The 19,394-nt window shown below is 62.7% G+C and carries 15 protein-coding genes; 6 read left to right on the top strand and 9 right to left on the bottom strand.

Going from position 1 to position 19,394, the window contains the following annotated elements:
• The first annotated feature begins 246 nt into the window (after positions 1 to 246).
• Entirely contained in the window at positions 247 to 1,245 is a 999-nt protein-coding gene (locus tag Q5H92_RS11385) for a hypothetical protein (protein ID WP_305011649.1), read from the top strand.
• Positions 1,246 to 1,505: 260 nt separating this feature from the next.
• Here the strand turns inward: Q5H92_RS11385 and Q5H92_RS11380 are convergent, their stop codons facing one another.
• Positions 1,506 to 2,192 carry an LEA type 2 family protein gene (locus tag Q5H92_RS11380; protein WP_305011648.1) on the bottom strand — a complete coding sequence of 229 codons (687 nt, stop codon included), beginning with the start codon at positions 2,190 to 2,192 and terminating at the stop codon, positions 1,506 to 1,508.
• Between the two features lie 214 nt (positions 2,193 to 2,406).
• Here Q5H92_RS11380 and Q5H92_RS11375 point away from each other — a divergent pair, with 214 nt between their 5' ends.
• The 3 genes from Q5H92_RS11375 (at position 2,407) to Q5H92_RS11365 (ending at position 5,539) form a co-directional block, all read left to right on the top strand.
• Positions 2,407 to 3,297: a carboxypeptidase-like regulatory domain-containing protein gene (locus Q5H92_RS11375; RefSeq protein ID WP_305011647.1), complete on the top strand. Its 891-nt coding sequence runs from the start codon at positions 2,407 to 2,409 to the stop codon at positions 3,295 to 3,297.
• Between the two features lie 127 nt (positions 3,298 to 3,424).
• Entirely contained in the window at positions 3,425 to 5,059 is a 1,635-nt protein-coding gene (locus tag Q5H92_RS11370; RefSeq protein ID WP_305011646.1) for a S8 family peptidase, read from the top strand.
• Positions 5,060 to 5,158: 99 nt separating this feature from the next.
• Positions 5,159 to 5,539: a hypothetical protein gene (locus Q5H92_RS11365; RefSeq protein ID WP_305011645.1), complete on the top strand. Its 381-nt coding sequence runs from the start codon at positions 5,159 to 5,161 to the stop codon at positions 5,537 to 5,539.
• Positions 5,540 to 5,633: 94 nt separating this feature from the next.
• On the opposite strand, the gene Q5H92_RS11360 is transcribed toward Q5H92_RS11365, so the two are convergent.
• The 6 genes from Q5H92_RS11360 to Q5H92_RS11335 all read right to left on the bottom strand — a co-directional run bounded on the left by Q5H92_RS11360 (position 5,634) and on the right by Q5H92_RS11335 (position 14,810).
• Entirely contained in the window at positions 5,634 to 8,183 is a 2,550-nt protein-coding gene (locus tag Q5H92_RS11360; RefSeq protein WP_305011644.1) for a DUF5916 domain-containing protein, read from the bottom strand.
• A 330-nt stretch (positions 8,184 to 8,513) separates the two neighbouring features.
• Entirely contained in the window at positions 8,514 to 11,318 is a 2,805-nt protein-coding gene (locus tag Q5H92_RS11355) for a M56 family metallopeptidase (RefSeq protein ID WP_305011643.1), read from the bottom strand.
• Entirely contained in the window at positions 11,305 to 11,730 is a 426-nt protein-coding gene (locus Q5H92_RS11350) for a BlaI/MecI/CopY family transcriptional regulator (RefSeq protein ID WP_305011642.1), read from the bottom strand. The genes Q5H92_RS11355 and Q5H92_RS11350 overlap by 14 nt, the downstream gene beginning before the upstream one ends.
• 292 nt (positions 11,731 to 12,022) lie before the next feature.
• On the bottom strand, positions 12,023 to 12,388 hold the full coding sequence (folB, locus tag Q5H92_RS11345) for a dihydroneopterin aldolase (protein ID WP_305011641.1): 366 nt from the start codon (positions 12,386 to 12,388) through the stop codon (positions 12,023 to 12,025).
• 323 nt (positions 12,389 to 12,711) lie between these two features.
• Positions 12,712 to 13,779, bottom strand: a complete 1,068-nt coding sequence (locus Q5H92_RS11340) for a DivIVA domain-containing protein (protein ID WP_305011640.1) — start codon at positions 13,777 to 13,779, stop codon at positions 12,712 to 12,714.
• A 92-nt stretch (positions 13,780 to 13,871) separates the two neighbouring features.
• On the bottom strand, positions 13,872 to 14,810 hold the full coding sequence (locus Q5H92_RS11335) for a WD40 repeat domain-containing protein (protein ID WP_305011639.1): 939 nt from the start codon (positions 14,808 to 14,810) through the stop codon (positions 13,872 to 13,874).
• A gap of 181 nt (positions 14,811 to 14,991) precedes the next feature.
• Between Q5H92_RS11335 and Q5H92_RS11330 the strand changes: the two genes are divergently transcribed.
• Positions 14,992 to 15,681 carry a 4'-phosphopantetheinyl transferase family protein gene (locus Q5H92_RS11330; RefSeq protein ID WP_305011638.1) on the top strand — a complete coding sequence of 230 codons (690 nt, stop codon included), beginning with the start codon at positions 14,992 to 14,994 and terminating at the stop codon, positions 15,679 to 15,681.
• Positions 15,682 to 15,718: 37 nt separating this feature from the next.
• Positions 15,719 to 16,300: a redoxin domain-containing protein gene (locus tag Q5H92_RS11325; protein ID WP_305011637.1), complete on the top strand. Its 582-nt coding sequence runs from the start codon at positions 15,719 to 15,721 to the stop codon at positions 16,298 to 16,300.
• A 140-nt stretch (positions 16,301 to 16,440) separates the two neighbouring features.
• Here Q5H92_RS11325 and Q5H92_RS11320 read toward each other — a convergent pair whose 3' ends face one another.
• Positions 16,441 to 17,274 carry a transglutaminase-like domain-containing protein gene (locus Q5H92_RS11320; RefSeq protein WP_305011636.1) on the bottom strand — a complete coding sequence of 278 codons (834 nt, stop codon included), beginning with the start codon at positions 17,272 to 17,274 and terminating at the stop codon, positions 16,441 to 16,443.
• Positions 17,275 to 17,470: 196 nt separating this feature from the next.
• Positions 17,471 to 19,198 carry a ubiquinone-dependent pyruvate dehydrogenase gene (poxB, locus tag Q5H92_RS11315; protein WP_305011635.1) on the bottom strand — a complete coding sequence of 576 codons (1,728 nt, stop codon included), beginning with the start codon at positions 19,196 to 19,198 and terminating at the stop codon, positions 17,471 to 17,473.
• Between the last annotated feature and the right edge of the window lie 196 nt (positions 19,199 to 19,394).

Here is a 19,394-nt window from a genome sequence, read left to right as displayed (position 1 = left end):
TGGTTGCGCTGGCATCGGGAGCAGATTCTGGCTTGGTATGGGGCCAAATCCATCGGGTTCTGCTTGTGCCGGGCCAAAAGTTCCGCTTGGTGAGAAGCGCCATTCGCCCGCTTTATGCCGCCGCTCACTTGGTAAACCCGCCTACTCAACCGCCGGCCTCCACTTAGGGGCGTACTTCTGGGGCCGCCTCATCCTCAAGGCGCACTACCACGCAGTCCAGTAATTCTTTCACTTTTCACCCTATCCATGACACCTGTTTCCAACACGACCGACCACGGCTACCCCGCCGCGCCGGCTCCTTTCATCAAGCGCATTTCCTGGGGCGCGGTGCTGGCCGGCGCCGTGCTGGCCCTGGTCATTCAGCTGTCGCTGAGTTTGCTGGGCCTCGGCATCGGCCTGGGCACCATCGACCCGCTGGAGGAGCAAAACCCCATGTCGGGCATCGGCATCGGGGCCGGCATCTGGTGGCTGGTTAGCTCGCTGGCGTCCATCTACATCGGGGCCACGGTGGCCAGCCGCCTGGCCGGCATGCCGCGCCGCACCGACGGCCTGCTGCACGGCCTGCTCACGTGGGCCGTGGTGACGCTGCTCACGTTTTACCTGCTCACCACGGCCGTGGGCCGCATCATTGGCGGCGTGACGGGCGTGGCCGGCCGGGCCCTCTCGGGCATCGGCAAGGGCGTGGCCGCCGTGGCCCCGGAAGCCGGCGAAGCCATCAAAGGCGAGCTTAAAGAGCGCGGCATCGACACCAACGACCTCAAGCGCGAAGCCCGCAAGCTGCTGCGCCAGACCGGCAAAGCCGAGCTAAACCCCGACAAACTGGAGCGCGACGCCAAAGCCGCCGGCCGCGACGCCAAAGCCGAAGCACGCCAGACCGCTGCCGACCCCCAGGCCGCCGACGACAACTTCGACGAGCTGATTGACCGCCTCACCAGCAAGGCCGAAAACATCGGCAACGCCGCCGACCGCGACGCCGCCGTGAACGTGGTGATGCAGCGCACCGGCAAGACCCGCGCTGAGTCGGAGCAAATTGTCGATAACTGGATTGCCACCGCCAAACAGGCCCGCGCCAAGTTTGAGGAAGGCAAAGTGAAAGCCGAAGCTGCCGCCCGCGAAGCCGGCGACAAAGCTGCCGAGGGCCTCTCGAAAGCCGCGCTGCTGGCCGCCCTGGGCCTCGGCCTCGGCGCCGCTGCCGCTGCCTACGGCGGCCGACGCGCCACGCCCCACGCCGTGGTGGCGGAATAGGTTCGCCCACTCGTATTCCTCAGTAAAAGGCAGCTCCATATTGGTGGGGCTGCCTTTTTTCGTTTGCGGTTAGTTGCTGGCGACTAAAGCACGTCATGCAGAGCGCAGCGAAGCATCTCGCTTGTGGTAGCAACCCAATCGTAAGAATTAGTGGTGGCACGCGAGATGCTTCGCTGCGCGCTGCATGACGGCTAGTGCCTACAACGAAAAAGCCGCCCCATTTGCGTGAGCCGGCTCTTTCTGTTGCTCCTGGGGCCAGGCTAGGGACGGCGGCTGCGCACGGTGTCGCGGCGGGCGGCAGCGTCGAGCAGGTCGGTGGCGCGAAATTCTTTATCGACCGTGGTGTAGCCGCCGGGCGAGATGCGCCGGCCGCTGTTGGTGATGAACGTAGGCTTGAGGCGCAGGGTGAGGCGCACGGGCTGGCGGTCGCCGTCGGCGAGGCCGAGCACGAAGTCGGCCAGACTGTTTTCGGTCTGGTCGCCGATGGCGTCGCGCAGGTTGCTATTCACGTCGATGGGGGCCGTGGTGACGCCGCCGTTGGCGGGCACTTCGATGCGCTGGGTGCTGCGGCCTTTGGCCACTTCCTTGCCATCGATGAGGGCGATGTAGTCGAACTCGTTGAGGGCGGCGGTTTCGTCGTTGGGGTTGCGGAATTCGAGGTTGACGCGCATGCGCAACGGCAGGTTGCGGGAGGCGTAGCCGGCCAGCAGGGCGGCTTTCTGGATGGTGGTGAGGTCGCTGGCCTGGCGCACGCGCGTCACGTCGATGCCGGCCACGGTGGCCTGCTCGATGTTGACGAGGCGCACATCGACGCCCTTAAAGGCTTTGGCTTGCTGCACCTGCTTGCTAATGCCGCAGCTGCTGAGGCTGAGGCCGGCGGTGCTCAGGGCCACCGCCGCGGCCAGGAGGCGGGCATGCCGCTGGTGGGAATAGGAGAAGCTGAACATGGGTGAAGAAATAAATAGTTGAAGATGAATAATCTATGGTCTTACTTTCTGCATCCTCCTATCGTTGGCCCCGGGCGGCGAGCGGCGCTTTTTGGCCGGTGAATGGTATTGTTTTGGCCGGTGAAGCAACAATTCTTACCCCACCGACCGTGACTGGCTAGTCCGTTTTGCTACCTTCGTTTCTAATCAACTCACTTTCTTGATTCCCCCTGGTTTGGTTTTTCGTTCCTTGTTTCCGGCCCTTGTATCGGCCGCGCTTGGCCTGCTGCCCGGCCGCGTTCTGGCCCAAACTTTCAGCGGCACCGTCGTCAGCGGGGCCACGCAGCAGGGCGTGCCGTTTGTGAATATCGGCCTGCCCCGCCGGGGCCTGGGCACCGTGAGCGACGAGCAGGGCCGCTACCACCTGACCTACAATGCCGCCTACGCCACCGACACGGTGCGGATTTCCAGCGTCGGCTTCCGGACGCAGCTTCTGCCGTTTGCATCCCTGCTGGCCGCCCCGAGCATCCAGTTCGTGCCGGAGGAGGTGGCTCTCAATGAGGTGAGCGTGACGGCCGCCGGCGCCTACCGCCGCACCCACACGGTGGGGCTCGACAAGCCCAGCTCCCATCTCAATTTTCACATGATTTCCAACGAGCTGGGCACCGAAATCGGTACCATCGTGCACCTCGACCGGCGCCCGGCGCTGGTGCAAAGCCTGCACGTGGCAGTGGTGAAGAACGAGGCCGGCCCGCTCACGTTCCGCCTCAACCTGTACCGGCTCGACGCCAAGGGCGTGCCCACCCCCGAAAAGCTGCTGGCCCACGATGTCTTCGTGACGGCCCAGCCCCAGGCCGGGGTGCTGAGCGTGGACCTGGGCTCCGACCGCGTGGTGCTCGACCAGGATTTTCTGCTGGCGCTGGAATGGGTGAAAGCCCCCGACGGCGCCCCCGAGGCCGATTTCACCAAGCGCATCAGCTTCGGGGGCGCCATGAAGGCGGGCGGGATGCAACTCTACATGCGGCGCACCAGCCAGGCCGCCTGGATAAAGCCAACCTTCAGCAGTAACGTGCCCATGCTGGGTTTGCGGCCCGCGCTGGCCCTTTATGCCACGGTGAAAGACTAGGGTGCCGCCCGGGGTTTGAGCGGCCCGAGTGCAGCCCGTGGCGCTTTTGCTTGTTTTTAAATAGCTTCGTTGCCCCGTCCCTACCGGGCTGGGTTTTTCCTTCGTTCCTTCCGTTTTTCCACTGTTTATGTCGTTTGTCGCTCGTTTGCCGTATTCGCGCCTGGCACTGCTGGGCTTGCTCACCTTCGCTTCGTTTAGCAGCCGCGCCCAAACGGCCCCCACGCCCGAGCAGGTGCGCCGCTGGCAGCACCTCGACCTGCAGGCCGACGGCGTGCCCGGCATCAGCGCCGACAAGGCCTACCGCGAGCTGCTGGGCAGCCGCGTGCCCACGCCGGTGCTGGTGGCCGTTATCGACTCCGGCATCGACACGGCCCACGTTGACTTGAAGCCGATTTTGTGGCGCAACGCGAAGGAAATGGCCGGCAATGGCGTCGACGACGATAAGAACGGCTACGTGGACGACGTGCGCGGCTGGAATTTTCTGGGCGGCAAAGACGGGCAGAACATCGCCGTCGAAACCCTGGAGCAGACGCGCATCGTGGCCCAATACCGGGCGCAGTTTGAGGGAGCCAAACGCAAAAAACTCTCGGTCGACGACCAGGTGAAATTTGACCAGTACCAGCGGGCCAAGAAGTCGTTTGAGAAAGACCTGGACGAGGAAAACAAGCAGCTGGCGTACCTGAAAGAGGCGTATTCCAACAACACGTTCTCCTTCGGCAAGATGAAGCAAGCCCTGAACGTAGCCGTGCTCGATACGGCCCTGCTGCGGCAAGCTGCGGCGTCGCGGGCCGATGTGCCCAGCGCAGGTTCGCTGTACGCCTTTTTGCGCCGCAACCATTTCGCCAGCACCGACGACGCCCTGAAATCGTTGGACCAGGCCGTGACCCGCTCGCGCAACCGGGTGGAGAAAAGCCTCAACCCGGCTTACAACCCGCGCCCATTGGTAGGCGACAACCTGAACAACCTTGCCGAAACCGGCTACGGCAACCCCGACTCGCAGGGGCCCGATGCCAGCCACGGCACGCACTGTGCGGGCATCATTGCGGGCCTGCGCGGCAACGGGCTGGGGGCCGACGGCGTGGCCGGCGACATGGTGCGCATCATGAGCGTACGCTCCACACCCAGCGGCGACGAGCGCGACAAGGACGTGGCCAATTCCATCCGCTACGCCGTCGACAACGGCGCCCAGATTATCAGCATGAGCTTCGGCAAGGACTTTTCGCCGGAAAAAGCCGTGGTGGACGACGCCATGCAGTATGCCGCCCAGAAGGGCGTGCTGCTGGTGCACGCCGCCGGCAACAGCAGCCTCAACACCGACAAAGACCAGAACTTCCCTTCGGCCCGCTACCTCAACGGCAAGTTTATTCCGAACGAAATCACGGTGGGCGCCAGCAGCCGCCTCAACACCTCGGCCCTCACCGCCACCTTCTCCAACTACGGCAAGCAGACGGTGGACGTCTTCGCGCCCGGCGTCGACATCTACTCCTCCACGCCCGGCAACACCTACGCCACCTACAGCGGCACGAGCATGGCGGCGCCGGTGGTGGCCGGCATCGCGGCGGTGCTCAAGTCGTACTTCCCGCAGCTCACGGCCCTACAGCTCAAGCAGATTATCGAGCAATCGGCCACGCCCTACCACACGCAGGTGCTGCGGCCCGGCAGCAAGGAAATGGTCGATTTCGCCACGCTCTCCAAGTCGGGCGGCATCGCCAACCTCTATGAAGCCGTGAAGCTGGCCGACCAGATGATGGCCAAAAAGTAATTATAGCGTGGACTCTGCGAGTCCGCGCCTGGTCGGTCCGTAAAGCAGGCGCGCGATACCGTTTCGCACCTTCTGGCAATCAATAACCCAAACGATGAAATGGCCGATGCTGAAAAATATCGCAGATTGGTGAAAGGCAAAACCCTCACGAATCTGTTCTTCACCAAGCAGGATGGGCCCTATGACTATAGGCCGGGGATTCACCCGGCCTATTTTTTTTCAACAATCATGGAATTGGGCGACAAAAGCCAATGGGCTTTTGACAGTGATTCTATTTTTGAATGGAAGGCCGCCGGTGCGCTGATTGAGTTGACAAATGAGAATTGGGATTTACCCGCCGCGCTTATTTTCAAAGGACAAACGATAGTTGATTTAACCGAAGACGAAGAGAGGAATTTGACTTTTCACCTTGGAAACGGGATAACCATCGCGCACACCACCGATTATGGTGACCAACTGTTAATCAGAAAGTTGGATTGATGATTTAAACACATCTGGTTTTAAATGCTTTCTGTGAAAGTCCGCGTTTGAATCGTTCGCTCAGGCGCGGACTCGCAGAGTCCACGCTACATTCCTACCCCCGCCGGGGCCGCAGGGCCAAGTAATCGAGGTAATACAGCACCTTCACCGACACGTTGTTATTGTGCGGCGTGTTGATGGTGTTGTTCAGGTTGTCGAAGTAGAGCGGGGTGGCGGCGTTGGCCTCGAAGAAGGAGGCACTGGCGTTTTTCCAGACGATGCTGACCTGCGAGCCGGGCGCAAACCACCACGAATACACCGCGTCGATGTTGAAGGCGTTGAAGGTGTTGTCGCGGTTGCGGCTGTAGGTGGGCTCGGGCGTTTCCACGCCGTCGGGGTGCAGGCGTGAGAAGTCGCGGTAGTGCACGTTGCTCACGTAGTGGCGCAGCCGGATGTTGAACGACATGCGGTTGGTGAAGGTGAAGGTGCCCGTGGCCGTGTTCGTGAACGTGGTGACGTTGCGGCGGCCCAGCAGCACGTCGCCCTCGCGGCCGCCGAAGCTGGTGAGGAAGCCATTATCGTAGGGCAGGCTGCCATCGAGGCCGCCGGCGTAGCCAATCTGGTTCTGGTTGCGCTCCATGCTCAGCGCGTACACGAAGCTGAGCTGGTTGCTGGCGCGGTAGCGCGGGCTCAGGGTGAAGGCTATGGAACGGCGGCCGGTGCGGTCGCCATCGGCGGCAAACAGCCGGACGCCGCCGCTGATGTCGTAGGCGAACTTCTTGCGGTAGTCGGAGGAGATGAAACCGCTCAGGCCCGTGACGGCGGGCTTGCGCACGTAGTAGCGGCCCAGCGGCGCGCGGCGCGGGTCGTAGTAGTCGCGGGTGGTGGGAATGGCCGACAAGTCGACCCCGAGGGTGAGGAAGTTTTTGGTGAAGGTGGTGTTGCCGCCGGCGTAAAAGCCCATGTCCTGGTACAGCGTGGGCCTTTGCAGCAGCGAATGGCTAATGCTGGCGTAGCTCCGGAGCTTGTTCAGCTTCCAGAATGGCTTGTAGATATTATAGTTGGCATAGAGCGACTGCGAAATGTTGTTGTTGCCGAAGAGCAGGCCCAGGTCGTTGGGGTTGTAGCTGTGCGACTCGATGCCGTGGTCAGCGCCCCAGGTGAAATTACCCGATATCTTATTGAAGCCCAGGTAGTACTTGTAGCCGTCGCGGTCCGAAACTTCATCAGAAGTGCCGAAGAATTTGCCGCGGCGGTTGGAATACACCACACCGCCGTTCATGGCGTAGGAATTCTTCTTGTTGGCGAGGCGGAAGAGGGCGCTGGTCACGTTGGCGTCGTAGGTGGCGCCGGCGCGCGTCACGTTGGTGTTGATGAGCGAGACGTAGGAGTTGTTTTTCAGGCTCTGGTCGAGCACCACGATGTTGTAGTTGCTCAGCGGCTGGGTCAGCACATCGCGCCGGGCGCCGTCGGTGCTGTCCTGCACCGTGGCGTACACGTCGTTGCTGATGGCGTTGAACACGCCGATGCCCAGGCCCTTGCTGGTGCGGCCCGATACTTTGGTGGCGTTCAGCAGGCGCGTCACGCCGGGGTTTTGCACAATGAATTCACCCTTGTGCAAGCTGCCGTCGGAATCCCGGCGCCTCGGGCGCAGCTGCCCGCTCACGCCGCCAAATCCGACGGGCGTGGCCCCTACCCTTCTAGAATAGAACAGGTTGCCCTTGTTGAACAGCTCGGTGCCTTCGGTGAAAAACGCCCGGTTTTCGTTGTATTGCACCTCGAAGGGCGAGAGGTTGAGCACTTGGTTGTCGCTCTGCACCTGCCCGAAATCGGGCACCAGCGTGGCGTCCAGCGTGAAGCTTTCGTTGATGCCCCACTTCACGTCGGCCCCACCGTTGAAGCTGGTGCTCATGTTCTGCTTGCCCTGCTCGTTGAAGGGGTAGTGGTTGACGTAGGCGCTTACGTAGGGCGTGAGCGAGAGGCGCAGCGGCGGCTTGAGGTCGCGCAGGCCGGTCAGCTCGCCCCACTGGTTCACGAAGCCCGAAACCTGGGGCTTCACCTCGTTCCAGAAAAACTTCTGCCGGCTGGCCCGCCGCTGCCGCCCAAAATTCATTCCCCACACCTGCTCCGGGGCCTTGCTGAAACGAATGGCCGAGTAAGGAATGCGCAGCTCGGCCACCCAGTTGTTGCCGCGCAGGGCGGTGCGCGAGTCCCACACGGCGTTCCAGGAGTCGTCCTCGCCGTTGGCCGGCGACTGCCGCAAATCGACCTGCACGCCGCCCGAAGTCACGATGAACTCGTAGCCGTTGAGGTGGTCGTTGTACGTATCAAAAAACACCCCGAACCAGTCCGAATTGCCAATGTTGTCGCGGTTGCTGAGCTCGCGCAGGATGGAATCCTGCGACATGTCGTGCATGATGGCGCCCACGTAAATGGCGTTGTCGTCGTAGAGCACGCGTACTTCGGTGGGGTATTTTTCGAGGCGGCCCGGCGTGGGCTCCAGCTCGGTAAACTTCGTGGCAATGGGCGCCGACTGCCACACGGCTTCATCGAGCAGCCCGTCGAGCTTGGGCGGGGTGCTGATGCGCACTGCCTGCAGCTGCCGCTTAGGCGCGGGCGTGGTGGCCGAGGTGGCGGCAGCCGGCTTTTCCTGCGCCTGAGCCATTCCAGCGCATAATACCAACCAACACCCTAGTAAAAAACGAAGCATAGATAAGTCCCGCGTATTTGATTCGGAAGGCCAAGAGATGCTTGCCTGGGCCCGAGAGTTGCTTTTTTCAAGCGAATATTTCTGGATGAGCCTGGGTAGAGAGGTGCCGTTGGATGTCGGGGCGAGGCTTCCCCCGCCCGGGCAGTTGCGCCGTTTCAAACAGTTCCGTTCAACAACCGGGCGACGGCAAGCCCCGCCCCAGCATCGTTCAGCTCATCCCCCACCAAAACAGAGAAGCCGGTTTTCACACAGAAAACCGGCTTCTCTCCCTTCAAACACCAACGCTTAATCGTTGGAAAACATCATGTTGTAAGTGCCTTTTTCGTGGCCCAGCAGCTTGCGGTACTTCGCTGCCATTTCTGCCGATTGGGTTTTGCCATTCACTGTCATTCCCGAGGAATTCAGTTGGAACTGAAAGCTCTTGTCGTCGGCGCCGATGAGGCCGTCTTTGCGCAGCTCACTCCGCAAATCTTCCGAATCAATACGAGGCGGGGCCGGCGGCGGCGGGGGCGACATGGGAGCCGGCGGAGCCATCATTGCACCGGGCGCCTGGGGCGCACGCGGGGCTCGGGGAGCGCGCGGCGGCCGGGGCGGGGCCGGGGCGTCGTTTTCGCTGGTGCTCGTGCTGCTGTCGCTGTTGCGGGTCATCACCACGGCATTGTTGCCGGTCAGCTTGCGGCCGGTGCTGCGCTCATGCAGCTGCCGGTATTTCTGAAACACCGCTTCGGGCTGCGTTTTGCCGTTCACCGTGAGGCTGGTGGCGGTGAGCTTGAACTGGAAATTGCCTTTGTCGGTGATGAGGCCGTCTTTGAGCAGCTGGGCTACCAAGGCGTCGTCCTGCTGGCGGCGACGTTCGGCGTGGGCCCGGTCGCGCTCGGCGTGGCGACGGTCACGCTCGGCACGGGCCCGGTCGCGCTCGGCTCGTTCGATGACCACGCTCTGCACTTCCTCGATGACGTTGTTTTGCATCTGCTCCTCGCGCGACTCCCGGATGCGCTCCTGCTGCCGCAGTTGCAACTCGGCCGGCTGCTCGCCGTTCAGGCGCAGCTGGCGGAAGGCCGTCGCATTGTCGGGCTGCTTGAGTTGGGCCCGTACTTTTTCCAGGCTTTCGCTGATGCGCTGGCGCTGGGTGGGGCTCAGGTTTTTGGTCGTGCTGGCCTCCTGCAGGGCGCGCTCGGCGCTGCGCAGAGCTTCGCGCTGGCCGTCAGTATCCTGCCGCAGGCCGGAGGCTGTGCCGGACTGCAGCCAGAAGCCACGGTTCACCGAGCCGCTCGGGGCCACTTCCACCCGCTGAAATCCCCGGTTGGCACTGAACCCCCGGCTGCCATTGAAGGTCAGCGACTGAAACTGCCGGTTGCGCGAGGGCTGCAACTGGTATTCAAAGGACTGGCTTTGCCCGGCGCGGCGTTCAAATAGCCGTTGCTGCCCGTCGGCATCGCTCCGGTACACAAAAGCCCGGGCCTCGGGCGCCGCGGGCACCTGAATAATCTGCACCAGTTGGCCATCGTCGTCGCGGCCCTTTTTCGCTTTGATTTTGAGCTTGCTCTTACCGATTTCGGTTTCCACGCGCTGGCCATTCACCACGAGGTCGGTCACGCGGCCTTTCTTGTCTTTGGTAATGACGACCGTGCCGGGATTTCCAGCAAAAGGCACCGGGGCAATGAGTTGCCCGTTGCGGCTGGCGCGGCGGTCGCGCCGCCGGGGGCGCGGCCGGTCCTGGTCGGGTCCGGCCTCCTGCCGCGTCACGATGGTTTCGCGGCGCGCTTCGGCAGCGCCAACCACCCCAGAGGCAGAATTAGTTGTAGTGTTTGCGGTACTGGTTATAGTTTTCGTGGTGTCGGGCGCACCGGCGGCTTTGGGGGTGGCCAGGCCGGTTTGCCAGTCAATAGCTTCTGGCTTGGCCGGGGTAGCTTGCTGGGCCAGCGGCCCCGCCAGCACCGCGCTACCGCCCAGCAGGCCCAATCCGCCCAACACCAGCGCCCCGGCCATGAAGCCCTCGGCCAGGGTTGGCGCCGCCGGCCGGCGCTGCACCAGGCGGCGCACGCGGTTCAGCAAGGCGCCGCGGCTGCCCATGGCGGCCAGCGCCAGGCGCGGCGCAGTGGGCACCACGGCGCTCTGGCTCCATTCGGCCAGGGCCGTGAGGGCGCGGGCCAGGCGCAGGGCATCGCCGCCGCACAGGGACGTGGCGGTGTCGTCGCAGCAGTTTTCGCGCTCGGTGCGCACACAGCGGGCCATAAACCACACCGCCGGATGGTAGAAAAACAGGACTTCGGCCACCGTTTGCAGCAGGTTCACGAGATAGTCGCGGCGCAGCACGTGGGCCAGCTCGTGGGCCAGAATGGCTTCCAGATGCGCCACCGATAGCCCCGCCACCGCGCCCAGCGGCAGCAGTATCACAGGCCGCACGTGGCCCACCACCAGCGGCACCTGCACCAGCGCAGATTCCAGTAGCTCTACCGGCCGACGCAGGCCGCCGCGGGCCGAAAGGGCCGCCAGCCGCTCCTGCCACGCTGCACTCACGGCCCGCACCCGGTAGCGCTTCAGGCGCTGCACATACAGCAGGCCGCCCAGCATGCGCAGGCTCATGGCCAGCAGGCCCAGCAGCCAGCCTACCACCAGCAGCGGCATGTGCTTGTCAAAATAGCGCAGCCCGGCCACCAGCCAGTTGGCCGAAGTGCCTCGTTGCGGAGCGACCACAGTAAGTGGCAGCGCAGCGTTGGCTACTGTTGCTTTTGAGTTTCTCGCCTCCGATGCCACAGTCACAGTAGCATCTGTCGCAGCATGTTTAGCGGAGGATTCAGCCCGCCGCGAATCCAGTTGCGAAACTTTCACAGCAGCAGGCAGCAGCTTTTCATTCTGCTCAGCATCAGAATTAAAATAAAGCCCAAACGTGATGCCGGCCAGCGCCACCACCACGCCCAGCGCCCCGGCCGAAGCCACGTAGCGCACCTCGGCGCGCTGGCGGCGCAGCAGCAGCAGCGCGCCTGCCAATACGGCTGCCACCAGGGCGCCCTGCCACAGCGAGTGCAGCAGCGTCCAGCCCAAAGCCCGCGTCAGGGCGGGCGAAACGAAATTCTCAAGCGCGGTCATCGTCGTCGGAATTAGGAGTGGAATTCTGAATTTCAATGTCGTTCAGCAGGCGGCGAATTTGGGCCAGCTCGTCGGCCGAGGTCTGGCGGCTGCCCAAAGCCTGCATCACCAGCTTCAGGGCCGAGCCGCCGAAGGTGGCGTCCACGAACTTGTCGAGGAGCAGGCCCTGGGTTTCCTGCTCGCGCACCGCGGCCCGGTACACGTGGCTACGGTCAGCATCGTCGCGCCGCACCAAGCCCTTCTCCAGCATCAGCTGGCATATCTTGAGCGTGGTGGTGTAGCCCACCTCCGCCTGGCGGCGCTGGCTCAGATGGTCGTTGATGGCCCGCACCGTGGCGGGCCCATGCTGCCAGAGCACGTGCAGGATTTCCAGTTCGGAATCCGTAGGTTTGGGGGGCGGTGCTTTACTCATGATATGGAAACGTGAGGTTACTACGAACTATTTCGTAGGATAAAGCAAAGATGATACGAACATATTCGTAGTTGCAAGAGACATCTACGAATTTATTCGTATAATCAACTCAATTGCTGTTAATCAATTGATTTAAAGACGAATAATTTTTATTCATAGCGTCGAGTATTCCCACGCGGAGCCAACGAAGGACGCGGTACTATCGCAGCCATCGTGGCCAACAGCCCGGAATATGTTTGCCGGGCATCGTTCAGCGGTAGGCGCAAATATGCGTCTCTACCTCATTTGCGCCCTACTGCTGCTTCCGACGCTTCACCAGCGTCACACGGGCGCGGTGGCAGATGCCGCCCAGTGGCGGATTAAATTTGCTCACGTTGATTTTCACCTTGCGCACGTGCGGCAGTTCGGCCATGATGCGGTCGAGCACGCGGTGGGCCACGTGCTCCAACAGCCGCGCGGGCGCCAGCATTTCCTCCGCCACCAAGCGGTATAGCACCTCATAGTTTACCGTTTGTTGCAGCTTATCCGAAGCGCCGGCGGCCAGCAGATTGGTGCCGATGTAGAGGTCGACGCCGTACTTGTTGCCGATTTTCTGCTCTTCATCATAGTAGCCGTGGAAAGCAAAAAACTCCATGCCTTCGAGTGCGATTTGGCCCATGCGGTGAGTGGTGGATTTGTGGATTGGTGGTTTTTTGGATTAGCGGGTTGGCAGAGTAATAGCCCGTTATGCAGCGCGCAGCGAAGCATCTTGCCCGCCACCAGTAATCTTAACCTTAACGAATGGGCTGCACTGCACGGTAAAGATGCTTCACTGCGCGCTGCATAACGAGCCAATGAGGCAACACATGCTGCCTATTACTCTCGCCACAGCGCCCCGCAAAGGTCAACCACAAAAAAGAAAGCCCGTCTTCTCAGACAGGCTTCCCAGTTGAATTCGATACAAAATCCGCGAAATCCGAAAAATCCGCGCGAATCCGTGGTCTAGATTTCGTCAAAAAACGACTTCTCCGCCACCGCTACGGCCGGCTCGGGTGCCTTAGCAGCCATGCCGGGCTGGCCGGGGTGAGTCACGGGCGAAGGCTGGTTGATTTCGGGGTGGTTGGGCGTTACGGGCTGAATGTCGGGCGCGGCGGGCTGCACGTAGGGCGGGTTGGGCTCGGGCACCTGCGAGGGCGCGGGCGGGTCGATGTGGGGCGCGGGTGAGATACCGGGGTTTTCGGCGGGTGCGCCGGGGCGTTCAATCTCAGGGCGCGGAGCTTCGGCGGGCGCGCCGGGGTCGGGCTGCTGGCCGGGCTTGGGGTTGTAGCCGGTGGTTTCGATGGCGCGCTCCAGCTGCTCTTCCGAGCGGGCGCGGGCCGACTGGTGGAACGAGGTGGGCGTAGCGGCGGCCACGGCCGCGGCGGGCGAAACGGCGGAACTGGAAGTAACCTGCATGGCGGAAGGGGGCTCAGATGTGGGTTCGGCGGCCGCTTCTTTCGGCCGCTCTACCTGTACGCGGGCGGCGCGGGAAAGGATGGCTGCCGTGCCACCTTTGGGCCGGTTGCGCGCTTTTTCTACCTTGTCGAGAGCATCGGAAGCCAGGTGATGCAGGTCGCGCACGAGGCCGTCGAGCTGCTGCTCGAGGCGCTGGCACTCCTGGCCCAGGCCCGATACCTCGCGCTGCATGTCGGCCACGGTTTTTTCGGCCTGCTGGTAGGCGCTGTCCACCACTTCGCGGGCGCGCTGGCGGGCGTCGTTGAGGATGGTCTCGGCCTGAAACTGGGCTTCGCGGATGCGCAGGTCGGCGTCGCGCTGGGCCTGCTCGGTGATGTTGTTGCCGGTATCTTCGGCCGTTTTGAGGGTGCGGTAGAGGCTGCTTTCCACCTCGCGCATCTTCTGCACATCCTGCTGGGCGTGCTCAAGCTTGAGGCGCAGCTCGCGGGTTTCGTCGCCCATCCGCTCCCACTGCTGCGAAATCGTGTTCAGGAAGGCCTGCACCTCGTCTTTATCAACCCCGCGAAAGGATTTTTCAAACGTTTTCTGGCGGATATCGAGGGCGGTGATTTTCATGATTTCAATGAGGAATGAAGAATGAGGAATGAAGAATTAGCCCAAGGAGAAGAATGAATGAATCCACATGAATTGGATAAATTCCTCATTCTTCATTCCTCATTCTTCATTCCCAATTGCCATACGGCCAGGCTGCGGTCGTCGCTACACGAAACTAGCCGGTTTTCGGCGCCCGGCCAAACCAGCCGGTTCACTGACGTGCCGTGCCCGGCCGAGCGCGCCCTGTCGAGCACGCGCAGCAGCGTGAGCGTGGCCGCGTCCCACAATTTAATGCTTTTGTCGAGGCTGCACGAGGCCACGTACTGCCCGCTGGGGCTAAAAGCCAAGTGGTTGATGGTGTACATGTGGGCCGGCACGGTGCCACTCAGCGCGTAGCCAGCGGCCACGTCCCAGTTCCGAATCTGGGCATCGCGGCCGGCCGTGAGCAGGCGCGCGCCATCGGGCGAGTACGCTACGGAAAACACCGAATTCGTGCTTTCGCCCAGCGTGTATTTGGTTTCCAGCGAGTCCAGGTCCAGAATTCGGGTGAAGGTATCGGAGCTGCCCACGGCCAGTTCGGCGCGGCCCTCGTGCAGGGCCAGGCAGCGCAGGCTTTTGTCGGCGAGACGCAGAAGCTTCTCCAGCCGAAAATCGGGCAAAGCCAGCACGGCCAGCGTGCCGTCGCCCATGGCCACGTAGAGCCGCTGCCGGCTGGCCGAAAACACGATTTCGAAGATGGCCACCGGCGGCAGGGCCGTGGCGTGGGCCAGCTTACGCTCGGCCAAATCGATGGCCTGAATGCCTTGGAAATTGTGCCCCAGCACCAGCAGATTCAGCTCCGGCAGGTGGCGCAGGGCGTACACCGAGTTCTCGACGCGGGCCAGCAGCTCGCCGTCGCGGGCGGGGTCGGCGGTGTCCCAGCCCACCACCATGCCATCGGCGCTGCCCGAGTAGACGGTGCTGCCCGTGCCGCCGGTGAGGGCGTACACCGCGTCGCGGTGGCCGGCCAGGGTGGCTATCTTGGTAACGGGCGGGCGGAAGATTTCAGACATAGCGGAGCGGCAAAGGTAGCTTCGGGCCACTTGGATAGGCATAGAGTGAACTCAAACGTCATGCTGAGCAGAGTCGAAGCATCTCCCCCGCTTCGTTGTGGCAGTATTGATTACTTACGCGGCAGAGACGCTTCGGCTCCGCTCAGCATGACGTTCTTTGTTTTCGACGACTGCTTCAATTATGCCCCTCTACTCCCTGCAGCACCTCTCCCCTACCGCCGTGCTGGGCCTCTGGCACCTCACCGAAACACCCGCCGAGCTGTGGCCGCTGCTGCCCCAGCCGGAAGCCTACCAAGCGCTGCTGCCCGCCAAGACCGATGCCCGGCGCCAGGCCCAGTGGCTGGGCGGCCGGGTGCTGCTGCACCGGCTGCTGAGCGAAACCCTACCGGACCTTGCCGCCGAAATTCTGGTTCAAAACGACAACACGGGCCGCCCCTGGCTGGCCGGGGCCGGGCCCGGCCCGACGGTTTCGCTGTCGCACTCGGGCACCTGGGTGGCCGCCATTTTGGCGCAGGATGGCCGGGCGGGGGTGGATGTGGAGGAAATTCGCGACAAAGCCCACCGGCTGGCCAGCAAGTTTCTGGCCGCTGATGAGTGGGCGGCGGCTCAAGCTGCCAGCCAAGCCGGTTTAAATGATGCCAGCACTCACTACAGCCTCTTGTGGAGTGCCAAAGAGACACTTTACAAGCTGTCGGCGCAGCGCGGCATCATTTTCAAGACCCAGCTTTTGCTCGGCGAATTTGAGCCCCGCGAATCCGGCGAAATCCCGGCTACGTTGGTACTGAACGGGTTGCAGACGCGGCACTGCATTTGCTATTCTCAACCAGCGCCGGGCTACGTGCTTACGTATTGCCACGAACCGCACGCGTAGCCGTCGGCGCTTACATTTGATTCATAAACCCTTCGCCATGTCATTCCGCCGCATTTCCATCGTCGCCGCCGTTGCGCTACTGGCCCTCACGCTGGCTGTGGGCGCAGCCCGCGCCCAGGGCGGTGGCACCGTCACCGATTTCACCCTCAAAACCGCTGCCAACGCCGACGTCAGCCTGAAAAGCTACGCCAGCGACAAGGCCGTGGTGGTGGTCTTCCTGAACCCCGCCTGTGCCTTTTCGCGCCTCTACCAGGAGCGGCTGGCCTCGCTCAGCAGCAGCTACCGGAGCCGGGGCGTGCAGTTCCTGTTCATTAACGTGCCCATCAACCTCGACGCGCCCGGCACCGCTGCCCCCGGCGAAGTGGAGCTGCCCACTCTCACCGATGCCAGCCAGCAGGTGGCCGGCCTGCTCGGCGTAAGCAAAACCGCCGAAGCCGTGGTGCTGCAGCCGACATCCGGCGGTTTCGCCGTGCGCTACCGCGGCGCCATCGACGACAACCCGCAGGTAGCCGGCAGCGTGCAGCAATATTACCTCAAGCAAGTGCTGGATAACGTGCTGGCCGGCCGCTCCGCCGGCGTGGAAGACAAGCGCGCCGCCGGCTGCTTAATTAAGCGGTAGTAGAACGACGAAAAAAGAACGTCATGCTGAGCGCAGCCGAAGCATCTCGCGTGCAATAGTAAATCCTGACGTTTGGATTACTACCACACGCGAGATGCTTCGGCTGCGCTCAGCATGACGTTCTGGTTTTATCGCCTTGCTTACTCCAGGATGCTCAGCAGCACAGCTACTTCCGCCGCTTTCATCGGTTCCTGCAGCTTTTCGAAGCTCATTTGCAGGTTGCGCAGGGCGCGGCGCACGATGTCGAGGTTGGAGCAGGGCTCGTAGAACATCGGGTTGGAGGAGATGTTGAGCTGCGACACGTAGTGCTCGATGTCGGTGCGGGAGAGCACGAGGCCACGGTTGTAGCAGTTGATGTAGAACGGCTCGGCGCCCTTGATTTCGGGGCGGAAGGTGAGCACGAAGAGGTTGGGCAGGTTCACGCCGAACACCGGCAGCTTGAGGCGCTGGGCCACCAGCAGGTAAATCACGCAGAGCGTGAGCGGATTGCCGCGCTTGGTTTCAATCACGCGCTGCAGCATGGAGTTGGCCGGCGAGTGGAAATGCTGGGTGTTGGCCGCGAACTTGTGGGTGCGGAACATCACGTAGTTCAGGGTTTGCACCTGGTCGGCGGGGTGCATTTCGGGGCGCAGGGCCGTCCAGGCCTCGAAGCGGAGCTGCTCGATGGCGCGGTTCAGGGCCTGGTAGTCGGCGTCGGGGTATTGGTAGGTATTGAGCAGCCACATGCCTTCGAGCAGGTCGGTGGCGCCGGCTTCGCGCCACACTTTCAAGCGCTGCTGCAGGCCCTCAAACTGCAGGTGGTGAATCAGGTCTTCGAGCCGCTGCTGCTGCTGGCCGTCGAGGGTTTCTTCCCAGCTTTCTTCCAAAAACGGAATGATGCTCTCGCCCAGGTTCTGGATTTTGTCCTGAATCTGGGGCGCGATTTCCGGGTCGTCGAGCAGCGAGATGAGGGCTTTTATTTCTTTGTTGGTCATTGGATGCGAAACGGCCACCACTAGGGTTGCGGGGCCGAATTTAACACTCAAAAGGGCCTTTTGGGTTTCATACAACGATGTAGCGTGGACTCTGTGAGTCCGCGCACGAGCATGGCGAGTTCAATTGATGCCTGCTAGCAGCGCAAAATAGAACTCGCTGCGCTCGTGCGCGGACTCGCAGAGTCCACGCTACAGTCTACCGAAACAGGTTCGTCTTGGCCACTTCCAGCAGCTCGCTACCTTTCCCATTCATCAGCGCTTTCAGCGCATACAGGCCAAATCCCGCCGCCTGCTTCACTTCGATGGTGGGCGGCATGCTCAGCTCCTGCCGCTTCACCACGGCATCGACCAAGGTGGGGCCGTCGTGGGCCAGGGCTTCGCGGAGCACACTTTCCAGATTGGCCGGGTCGCTCACGCGGAAGCCTTTGAGGCCAGCGGCCGTGGCCAGCGCGCCGAAGTCGGGGTTGTCCAGCTCGGTGCCGTATTCGATGATGCCGGCGGCCTTCATTTCCAGCTCCACGAAGCTGAGCGCGGAGTTGTTGAAGACGATGATTTTGACCGGAATTTTGTGCTGGCGAATGGTTAGCAGCTCGCTCAGCAGCATGGCCAGGCCGCCATCGCCGCACATGGCGATGACCTGCCGGCCGGGCTCCACCAGGGCTGCACCGTAGGCCTGCGACACGGCATTGGCCATGCTGCCGTGCACGAACGAGCCGAGGAGCCGGCGTTGGCCGTTCATATGCAGGTAACGGGCGGCCCAGATGGTGGGCGTGCCCACGTCGCAGGTGAAAATGGCGTTTTCAGCGGCTATTTCGTCCAGCAGGCGGGCCACGTGCTGGGGGTGCAGGCTGGTATCGCCGGCCTCGCCGGTGGCCAGCTCGGCGAGGTGGGCGTCGTCGTCGCGGTGGCGCTGCTGGGCTTCTTCGAGGTGGGCGCGGTCGGTGCGCAAGGTGAGGTGGGGCAGCAGCTGGCGCAGGGTGTCGGCCACGTCGCCGGCCAGGCCGATTTCGACGCGCGTGCGCCGGCCGATGTTTTCGGGCCGGATATCGACCTGCACCACGCGGGCCTTTTCGGGGTAAAACTGGCGGTAGGGGAAGTCGGTGCCCAGCATCAGGATGGTGTCGGCGTCCATGAGGGCGTGGTAAGCGGCGGGCATGCCCAGCAGGCCGGTCAGGCCCACGTCGTAGGGGTTGCCGGGCTCCACGTGCTCCTTGCCGCGCAGGGCGTGCACTACAGGAGCCTGTAGCGCGGCGGCGGTGTGCACTAGCTCATCCAGTGCCCCGGCGCAGCCGATGCCGGCCAGAATGGTCACCTTTTCGCCCGCGTTCAGCAGCGCGGCGGCTTGCCTGATATCAGCTTCGGAGGGACGCAACGCGCTGCGGCGGCCGTGGGTGGGCAGCCGCACTTCGGGCGCTTCCGTTTCCAGATACGCCACGTCGCCGGGCAGCACCACCACGGCCACGCCGCGCTGGCCCAGGGCGGCGGCCACGGCGCTCTCGATGGTGCGCACGGCCTGCTCGGGCACCGAAATCAGCTCGCAGTAGTGGCTGCACTCGCGGAACAGCCGCTCGGGGTGGGTTTCCTGGAAGTAGCCGGTCCCGATTTCCACGTTGGGAATCTGGGCGGCAAGGGCCAGCACCGGCACGCGGCTGCGGTGGCAGTCGTAGAGGCCGTTGATGAGGTGGGTGTTGCCGGGGCCGCAGGAGCCGGCGCACACGGCCAGGTCGCCGGTGAGGTGGGCTTCGGCGCCGGCGGCGAAGGCCCCGCCTTCCTCGTGCCGCACGGCAACGAATTCGATGTCATCGCGGGTGCGAATGTTGTCGGTGATGCCGTTGAGGGAGTCGCCCACTACGCCGAAGACGCGCTTGACGCCGGCGGCTACGAGGGTATCAACAATGATTTCAGCTACGGATTTTTTGGGCATGGTTTCACAGGTTAGCGTCTGGGTTGTACGGGAAAACGCCAGGGCCGGCAGTTTTTTTCTGCTTTTACTCGCCTGTTATTCCAGCGGCTTCGGATGGCGAAACGACGCTTTGACCGGGTTTTCGCCGTTCCGGGCCACCGGCTGACAACGCGCCACCAGCATACACAGTACGGTGCTTACTGAAATCTCTTTTCCA

The organism is Hymenobacter mellowenesis (assembly GCF_030581005.1).
GTDB lineage: Bacteria > Bacteroidota > Bacteroidia > Cytophagales > Hymenobacteraceae > Hymenobacter > Hymenobacter mellowenesis.
Note: the sequence above shows the minus strand (reverse complement) of the source record. Positions and strands in the feature narration are given on the sequence as shown.